The organism is Catellatospora aurea (assembly GCF_042663325.1).
GTDB classification, from domain to species: Bacteria; Actinomycetota; Actinomycetes; order Mycobacteriales; family Micromonosporaceae; genus Catellatospora; species Catellatospora aurea.
On sequence record NZ_JBHTAC010000063.1, the window covers coordinates 33,149 to 41,423 of the forward strand.

The 8,275-nt window shown below is 74.4% G+C and carries 7 protein-coding genes; 3 read left to right on the plus strand and 4 right to left on the minus strand.

Features of this window, described 5'->3' with window-relative positions:
- Window positions 1-42 precede the first annotated feature (42 nt).
- Window positions 43-1,653, minus strand: coding sequence for an IucA/IucC family protein (locus ACFQO7_RS35190; RefSeq protein WP_376810457.1), 1,611 nt, complete (start codon window positions 1,651-1,653; stop codon window positions 43-45).
- Window positions 1,653-3,200, minus strand: a complete 1,548-nt coding sequence (locus ACFQO7_RS35195) for an IucA/IucC family protein (RefSeq protein ID WP_376810451.1) — start codon at window positions 3,198-3,200, stop codon at window positions 1,653-1,655. The genes ACFQO7_RS35190 and ACFQO7_RS35195 overlap by 1 nt, the downstream gene beginning before the upstream one ends.
- Window positions 3,201-3,423: 223 nt before the next feature.
- Between ACFQO7_RS35195 and ACFQO7_RS35200 the strand changes: the two genes are divergently transcribed.
- Window positions 3,424-4,374 carry a hypothetical protein gene (locus ACFQO7_RS35200; protein WP_376810452.1) on the plus strand — a complete coding sequence of 317 codons (951 nt, stop codon included), beginning with the start codon at window positions 3,424-3,426 and terminating at the stop codon, window positions 4,372-4,374.
- A gap of 113 nt (window positions 4,375-4,487) precedes the next feature.
- On the opposite strand, the gene ACFQO7_RS35205 is transcribed toward ACFQO7_RS35200, so the two are convergent.
- Complete coding sequence (locus ACFQO7_RS35205) at window positions 4,488-5,366, minus strand: EamA family transporter (RefSeq protein ID WP_376810453.1); 879 nt, start codon at window positions 5,364-5,366, stop codon at window positions 4,488-4,490.
- An 82-nt stretch (window positions 5,367-5,448) separates the two neighbouring features.
- On the opposite strand from ACFQO7_RS35205, the gene ACFQO7_RS35210 reads away from it, so the two are divergent.
- On the plus strand, window positions 5,449-6,408 hold the full coding sequence (locus ACFQO7_RS35210; protein ID WP_376810454.1) for a LysR family transcriptional regulator: 960 nt from the start codon (window positions 5,449-5,451) through the stop codon (window positions 6,406-6,408).
- Here the strand turns inward: ACFQO7_RS35210 and ACFQO7_RS35215 are convergent.
- Window positions 6,349-7,128 (minus strand): sulfite exporter TauE/SafE family protein, encoded by a 780-nt coding sequence (locus tag ACFQO7_RS35215; protein WP_376810455.1) that lies wholly within the window; start codon window positions 7,126-7,128, stop codon window positions 6,349-6,351. The two genes, ACFQO7_RS35210 and ACFQO7_RS35215, sit on opposite strands and share 60 nt — an antisense overlap.
- A gap of 262 nt (window positions 7,129-7,390) precedes the next feature.
- Here ACFQO7_RS35215 and ACFQO7_RS35220 point away from each other — a divergent pair, with 262 nt between their 5' ends.
- Window positions 7,391-8,197 (plus strand): alpha/beta fold hydrolase, encoded by an 807-nt coding sequence (locus ACFQO7_RS35220; protein WP_376810456.1) that lies wholly within the window; start codon window positions 7,391-7,393, stop codon window positions 8,195-8,197.
- The last annotated feature ends 78 nt before the right edge of the window (window positions 8,198-8,275 follow it).

Sequence of the window (8,275 nt, forward strand, 5' to 3'; positions counted from 1 at the left end):
GAGGGAGCCGTCCGGCGGGTGTCGCGGTGCGGGGAGCGCTGATCAGAGGGCATACAGCGGATTCTGCACCGGGACGTAGAGGTCGCCCGCGCCGGCCAGCCGCATCCGGGTCAGCGCCTTGTGCGGCACCGTCGCGGCCGTGTAGAAGGCGTGGTCGGGATGCCCGGCCAGGCTCTCGTCCACGACCTCGCGCACGATCCGCCATGCGGCGTCGGCGGCCAGACGGTGCGACTGCCCCAGCCGCAGCACCAGCTCGCCAAGGTGCGCCTGAAACGCGGTGTACGCCACCTTCGACAGCAGCACCGCCTCGTCCTCGGTGCCGATCACCGAGCCGGGCCACAGCTGCAGCCGGGCCCCGGAAGCCGCCAGCCGCGGGTGATGCACCCGCAGCCCGGCCAGGTCCCGCAGGGCGAGCCGGTGCGGGACGCCGTGCCGGAACGTCGGCACGCAGTTCTGCAGGTGCGCCTCCAGGCCGATGCCGTGCCGGGCGGCCAGCGCCAGCACCGGCGGCAGCAGCAGCGCGGCGTACTCCCGCAGGAAGCCCGATGCCGCCGCCTTCGGGTCCGCCAGGGCGCGGGTGCTCGCGTACCGGTCGACGACCCCGGCCAGCAATGTGCGCCCGGTGACCGGGTCGATCGCGGCCAGCGAGCTCGCCGGGACAGGCTGCTCGTCGGCGGTGAGCCGCCCGCCCAGCCCGTCGCGCACGATCGTGCTGAGCTGGCGGCCGTCCTCCAGCAGCCCGGCCACGCCTGCGGGCTCGGCCATCAGCAGCACCCGTTCGCCGCCCGGCACCAGCTCCAGCAGCCGGGCCAGCACCTCGCTCAGCGCGGGGCCGTTGCGGGTGGAAGCGATGGAGATGCTGCGCCGGGTCGAGGTGACCTGGATGTCCAGCGACAGCTTCAGGTACGTCGACCCCGGCGGCAGCACGGTGCGCAGCGCCGCGGTGGGCCGCGCCGGCAGCACCTCGTCGAGCACTCGCAGCGTGCCGTCGGCGAACAGTGCCGGGTGCCGGTCGGTGAGGTGCCGCAGCTGCCAGATGTGCACGGGCAGCAGCCGCCGCCCGCCGGGGGCCGGCACGCCCAGCCGCTCGGACAGGTCGTCGCCGAGCGCCAGCTCCCGGGGCACGGCCAGGAAGCCGATCGCGGTGGACTCGCTCTCCAGGTCGTGCGCGATCAGGTCGCCGGTGCCCCAGCCCAGCCGCGTGCGTCCGCACGGGTGCAGGTTGTGCCCCTCGACGGCGAGCTGCTCCAGCCGGGCGGTGCGCTCGTCGGGTGCGGTGCCGTCGAGCAGCGCGAGCATGTCGGCGGCGCCCACGACGGCCGCCGCGGCCCGGTGACCGGGGTCTATGGTGGCGCGGCGGGCGTACGCCAGCGCCAGTCCGTGCACCGCGCTGTCCAGCTCCGCGCGCAGGCCCTCGTGGGTGACCAGGGTGACCGGGTCGACGTCCACCGGGCCGAGCAGCACCCGGTCGAAGCCGTGCCGCTCGCCGTGGAAGCGGGCGCGCGCGTCGCCGAGGTCCTCGCGCCACAGCGCCTCGGCCAGCCGGGTCGCCACCGTCACCCGGGCCTGCGGCAGCGCGTCGAAGTAGCCGGTCAGCAGCTGCGGGGCCAGGTCCGCCAGCTCGGCGGCGATGGGGTCGGTGAGCGGGCGCATCACGCGGCCAGCGGGTTGGGCAGCTGCGCCCAGGCGTCGTCGAGCGGGTCGTCGGCCAGCCGCATCGCGGTCGTCGCCTTCAGCGGCAGCGGGTCGCCGAGCACCGAGCGCGCGTCCGCGGCCGCCGACGGCGGCAGGTTGTCGTACGCCTGCTCCACCCGGTCGCGGACCAGCCGCCACAGTTGCCGCGGCTCGATGCCGTACTCGCGGGACAGCACCGCGATCGGCTCGCCGAGCGCCACCGCCAGGCCCGAGCCCAGCGCCTTGGCCCGCAGCTGGGCCGGGTCGTCGCTGGCCAGGTCGCCGTGCAGGCGGGGCACGTCCACGCCGTGGCGGCGCAGCCGCTCGGGGCTCAGCCGCACTCCGCCGACGTCGCGGTAGGACAGCCCGGTCGGCCGCCCGTGGGTGAGCGTGACCAGCAGGTTCTGTCCGTGCGCCTCCAGCGCGACGCCGCGGTGCAGCAGGGTCAGCAGCGCCGGCACGATCAGCGCGGCCAGGTCGGCGAGGAAACCGGCCGGGTGGCCGCCGTAGCCGAGCAGGACCGCCTCCCTGATCAGCGGCCGGCCGTCCGCCGGGGACGGGGCGGCCAGCGCCGCGACCGGCAGGATCACCTCGTTCGGGCCGGGCTTCGGGGCGCGCCGCACCACCACGGCCAGGCTGCGCAGCGGCGTGCCGTCGGTGTCCAGCACCGCGCCCGCGGCCAGCTCGGGCCACACCTGCAGGCCCAGGTCCGCGGCGACGACGGCCAGCAGCTTCGACACGACCGGGCCGTTGCGCACCGCGGCGGGGGAGACGATCCGCACCGCGCTGGTCATCTGCACGTCGACCGCGGTCTTGTAGTGCCGGGTCGGGTCGGCGGCCGCGGCCAGGGTGCGCAGCGACATCAGCGGTTTGGCCGCGATCCGCGCGCCGTCGGGTTTGAGGAAGGGGTACGCCGACAGCACGTGCTCACGCTGCCACGGGTGCACCGGCAGTCGCGGCGCGAGCCCCGCGCCGGTCGTCAGCCAGCGCTTGGCCGGCACGGTGAACACCTCCAGCTCCACCGTGGGCCGGTGCTCGGGCGCGTAGCGCAGCACCTCGGCCTGGGACATGCCCAGCCGGGTGCGGCAGCACGGGTGCAGCGGGTGGCCGTCCACCACGGACTGCTCCAGCAGGGCCAGCCCGTCGGGGCGTCCGGCCAGGACGGTCAGCGTCGGCTCGCCGCCGGGCCGGTACGGCTGGTCGGCGCGGGCCAGGGCGAGCCCGGCGACGCTGTCGGCGACCTCCGCGGTCAGGCGTGCGCCGTCACCGGGCAGGTTCAGCGCTCGCAGCAGCTCGACCGGGTCGTCGAAGGCTCCGGCGTCGGTGACGACACGCAGGCCCTCGGGCGGCACGGCGAACGGCTCGGCCATCGCGGCGGAACCGATCACCCGCTTGCCGCCGGCGAGGGTGACCCGGACGTCGCCGCCGTACACCTGGCGCTCGACGCCGGGCAGCGGCTCGCGCACCAGCGCGCCCCACAGCCGGGCCAGGATCGCCGCGCGGGCCCCGGGGAGCGTCTCGGACACACTCGGCACGGTGTTGATGGTCCACTCCCTCGTCCGGCGGGCTCGGCAGAGATCCAGTGTGGACCACCGGGGCGGCCGCCTGCCAGCGCCCGCTCTCAGCCTAGCGTCCTAGGATCACGTAGCCGGAGTGACGTCCTCGGGACGCCGCCGGGCGACCGGTCGCGCCTGCTCCGGGTCACGTGCCTGGGCCGGGGTCTTGCCCGGGGCTGCTGCAATGTGGGTCATGGCAGACGGGGACATGGAAGCGCGGCTGGCGGCCGCGGCCGAGGCACACCGCGAGCGGCAGGCCGCCGTCGCGCGGCATCGCGAACTGCTGCGGCTGATCGGGGAGGCCGAGACGCTGGTGCGGGAGCTGACGCGGGCGCACGCCCGGGAGGCCCGCGACGTCGTACGCCTGGAGACGGTCACCCTCACCCGGGTGATCGCGGCCCTGCGCGGCACCCGCCACGACGCGATCGCGCGGGAGCGGGCCGAGGCCGACGCCGCGGCGTACCGGCTGGCCCGTGCGGAGGCCGACGAGGGCGCCCTGCGCCGGGAACTCGACGGCGTGGCCGCCCGGTTGACGGCCCTGGAGGACGCGCCGGGACGGTATGCGGCGATGCTCGACGAGAAGGAGCGGGCCCTGGCGGCCGGCGGCGGTGACCGCGCCCGGCGGCTGCTCGACCTCGCCGAGGCGCGCGGCGTGGCCGAGGCGGAGCTGAAGGAGATCCGCGAGGCCCAGCACGCGGCCGCCGCCGCGTCGAAGGCCCTGCACGACCTGCGCAAGCTGCTCGACAGCGCCGACGGCTGGTCGACGTACGACACGTTCTTCGGCGGCGGGATGATCAGCAGCGCGATCAAGCACGACCGGCTCGACGAGGCCGCGAAGGCGGCGGCCCTGGCCGACCAGCGCATCGCCGTGCTGAACGCCGAGCTGGCCGACGTGCCCGGAGGCGGTGCGGCGGCCGCGTTGGAGATCAGCGGGCTGACCCGTTTCCTGGACGTCTGGTTCGACAACATCTTCACCGACCTGGCCGTACGCGACCGGATCAAGCAGGCGCTGGCCGGTGCGAAGCAGTGCGACGAGCAGGTCGGCCGGATCGGGCAGCAGCTCGACGGGCGTCACGCCGAGGTGCGGGCGCGCCTGGCCCAACTCGCCGCCGACCGCGAACACACCCTGACCACAGCCGCATAACCCCTGCCTATGGCAGGTGGGTGGTTAGGAAGGGCACCTTCTATAACGCGGAGCGTTGTGCCGAGCCGCTGCTCGTCTCGCTGGCGCGAGCCGACGGTGCCCTTCCTTTGGTTTCAGCGCTGGCCGCTGCGTTGGGCGCCGATGCCGGCGGCGACGACGAAGGCGATGCCGGCGACCTGGAGCGGGTGCGGGGTCTGGTGGAGCACGGTCGCGCCGACGAGCAGGGCGAACGCGGGTTCGAGGCACATCAGGGTGCCGAAGGCGGCGACGGTGAGGCGGCGCAGGGCGAGCAGTTCCAGGGCGAACGGGAGGACCGGCAGGAGCAGGGCCAGCCAGGCGGCCTGGACGAGGACGGCCCAGGTGAGGTTCGGCAGGGCCTGTGGCGCGCCGACGGCGGCGGCGGCGACGGCCGATACGGGCATGGCGATGGCGAGGCCTTTGACGCCGCTGAAGCTGTCGCCGACGCGCTGGGTGAGCACGATGTAGCCGGCCCAGCCCGCGGCGGCGACGAGGGCGAGGGCGACGCCGGTGAGGTCGATGTCGCCGCGCCAGGGGCGGGTCAGCGCGAGTACGCCGGCCAGGGCGAGCGCGGGCCAGAGCAGGCCCCAGCGGCCGGTGCGGCGCAGCACCGCCAGCGACAGCGGGCCGAGGAACTCGAGGGCTACGGCGGTGGCCAGCGGGATGCGGGCGATGGATTCGAAGAAGGCGACGCTCATGGCGGCGCTGACGACGCCGAGTCCGATCGCGCCGAGCAGGTCGTGCCGGGACTGGGCGCGCAGCCAGCGCGGCGAGGGGCGGGCGATGAGCAGGAAGGCGAGGGCGGCCCAGCAGCCGCGCAGCCAGGCGGTGCCGGCGGGGCCGATGTCGTCGAACAGGCGGGTGGAGGCGGCCGCGCCGACCTGCACGGAGAGCATCGACCCCATGATCAGCCCGATGGCGGGGGCGGTGCTCTGGCGGCGGGTGGTGCCGGCGGTGATGTCGACTGCGGTCACCACTCCATGTCACCGGATGAAGATCATGCCGTCCACCACGGGTCTGCGGACGGACCGTCCGCGATTCGCGGATGATGGGGGTGTGGACACCAGGCTGCTGCGCGTGCTCGTCGAGTTGTCGGACCGGGGCACGCTGCGCGCGGTCGCCGAGGCCACGGGGTACGGCACGTCGGCGGTGTCGCAGCAGTTGGCCACGCTGACCCGGCAGGTGGGCGCTCCGCTGGTCGAGCGCACGGGGCGGACGGTCCGGCTGACTCCGGCGGGGCGGCGGCTGGTGACGCACGCGCGGCCGATCCTGGCGGCGGTGGACGCGGCCCGCGCGGCGCTGGCGCGGGGCGGGGAGCCGGGCGGGGCGGTGCACGTGGCGGCGTACGCGTCGGTGCTGTCGGGGGACCTGATTCCGGTGGTGCGGGAGCTGGCGGTGTCGTTTCCGGGGCTGCAGCTGCTGCTGCAGGAGCAGGAGCCGCCGGAGGTGCTGCGCCTGCTGGAGGAGGACCGCGTCGACCTGGGTTTCGTGTACGACTACGACCTGGTGCCGCGCGGGTGGGACGGGTACACGGTGCGGCAGCTGTGCGAGACGCCGATGGTGCTGGCGGTGCCGGCGGAGCGGGACCTGCCGGAGCGGATCGACGCGCCGGGGCGGCTGTGCGCGCTGGCGGGGCAGTCGTGGGTGGTGAACTCGCGCGGGCCGGCCGACGACGAGCTGGCGGTGCGGGTGTGCGCGCTGGCGGCGTACCAGCCGATGATCGAACATCGGGCGGACAGCATGGATCTGGTGCTGGACCTGGTGTCGGCGGATCTGGGCGTGGCGCTGGTGCCCGGTCACCTGCCGGAGCATCCGGGGGTGCGGTTCGTGCCGATGCCGGGGGTGCCGGTGCGGCGGCGCATGTTCTCGATCACCAGGCCGGGCCGGGAGCACTGGCCCGCGGTGAGCCTGGTGATCGAGCGGGTCGCCGCGCACGCGCTGGCGGAGCGGTGGCGGTCAGGCCAGCCACTGGTCGTAGGACAGCCGGGCGATCAGGGCGAGCACCACCACGAGTAGCACGATGCGCACGAAGCCGGAGCCGCGTTTGAGGGCCATCCGGGCGCCGAGCTGCGCGCCGATGATGTTGCAGACGGCCATGGCCGCGCCGAGCTCCCACCAGACGTGATTGCCCGCCGCGAACACGATGAGCGCGCCGAGGTTGGTGCCCGCGTTGACGATCTTGGCCATGGCGGAGCCGTGCAGGAAGTCCGCGCCGATGACGGTGGTGAAGGTGAGCACCAGGAAGGTGCCGGTGCCGGGGCCGATCATGCCGTCGTACAGGGCGATGACGCCGCCGGCCAGTGCCACGGCGAGCGCGGCGCGCTCGCGGGTGCGGCGTTCGGGGTGGGCGTAGATGCCGTTGTTCGGGCGGAACGTGACGAACAGCGCGACGGCGACCAGGATGGCCAGCACGATGGGCCGGTAGACGTCCTTGTTCGGGGTCAGGGCGATGGCCAGCCACGCGCCGAGGCCGGACACGAACACGGCGATGGCTCCGGCGGGTCCGGCGACGCGCCAGTCGATGCGGGTGCGCCGGGCGTAGGTGATCGCGGCGCTGGTGGTCCCGGCGATCGCGGTCAGCTTGTTGGTGCCCAGGGCGGTGGCCAGCGGCACCTGCGGGGGCAGGCCGATGAGCAGGGCGGGGAGCAGGAGCAGGCCGCCGCCGCCGACCACGGCGTCCACCCACCCGGCGGCGGTGGCGGCGGTCAGCAGCAGGCTGAGGCTACCGGCGTCCACGGGCCGGCGCGGGGGTGCTGTGGATCATGATGATTTGCGGCGCTGGGTGGCGAGCCACATCCCGATCGCCCCGATGGCGATGAAGAGCAGCATGAAGCAGACGAGGGCCTTGAACACCCGGCAACCATAGCGACTGCGCGGCCGGTGATCGAGGGCGGCGGGGCGGCCGTCTCAGGGAACCCGGGGTGACGGTCGTTCGCCTGGCGTAGGTTGGGTCGTGGTCGACCCCCGGGCCGTGAAACCGGAATGGGAGGAGTCGACCATGTCGGGTCGCAGCAGGTTCCTGGGCGTTCTCGCGCTCTCCGCCGCCACGGTGCTGGCGGTGCTGGCCACACCGTCCGCCGCCGCGCAGAAACAGACAAAACCGACGATCGTACTGGTGCACGGCGCGTTCGCGGACGCGTCGAGCTGGAACGGGGTCATCCCGCTGCTGCAGGCGCAGGGGTATCCGGTGGTGGCCGTCCCGAACGAGCTGCGCAGCGTCAAGGGCGACGCCGCCGAGGTCGCCGCCGTGCTCAAGAACATCAGCGGGCCGATCGTGCTGGTCGGCCACTCCTACGGCGGCAGTGTGATCTCCAACGCGGCCGAGGGCAACCCGAACGTCAAGGCCCTGGTGTACGTCGCGGCGTTCGCCCCCGAGGTGGGCGAGTCGGCGGCGGCGCTGTCGGCCAAGTTCCCGGGCAGCACGCTCGGACCGGCGCTGGCCAAGCCGGTGGCGCTGCCGGGCGGCGGCAACGACCTGTTCATCGACCAGGCGAAGTTCCGCGACCAGTTCGCCGCCGACGTGCCGGCCGAGCAGGCCGCGCTGATGGCGGCGGGCCAGCGCCCGATCACCGAGGCGGCGCTGAACGAGGCGTCGGCGAACGCGGCGTGGAAGAACATCCCGTCGTGGTTCGTGTACGGGTCGGCGGACAAGAACATCCCCGCCCAGGCGCAGGCCTTCATGGCGCAGCGGGCCGGCTCGAAGGAGACCGTCGTCGTCGACGGCGCGTCCCACGTCGTGATGATCTCCCACCCGGACCAGGTCGCGAAACTCATCCAGAACGCCGCCGCGACAGCGACCGAGTAACCCGCGCCGCCGCCCGCCTCACCTGGCGCAACTCTTAAAAAGTCGCGGCCTCAGGGCAGCCCTGAGGCCGCGACTTTT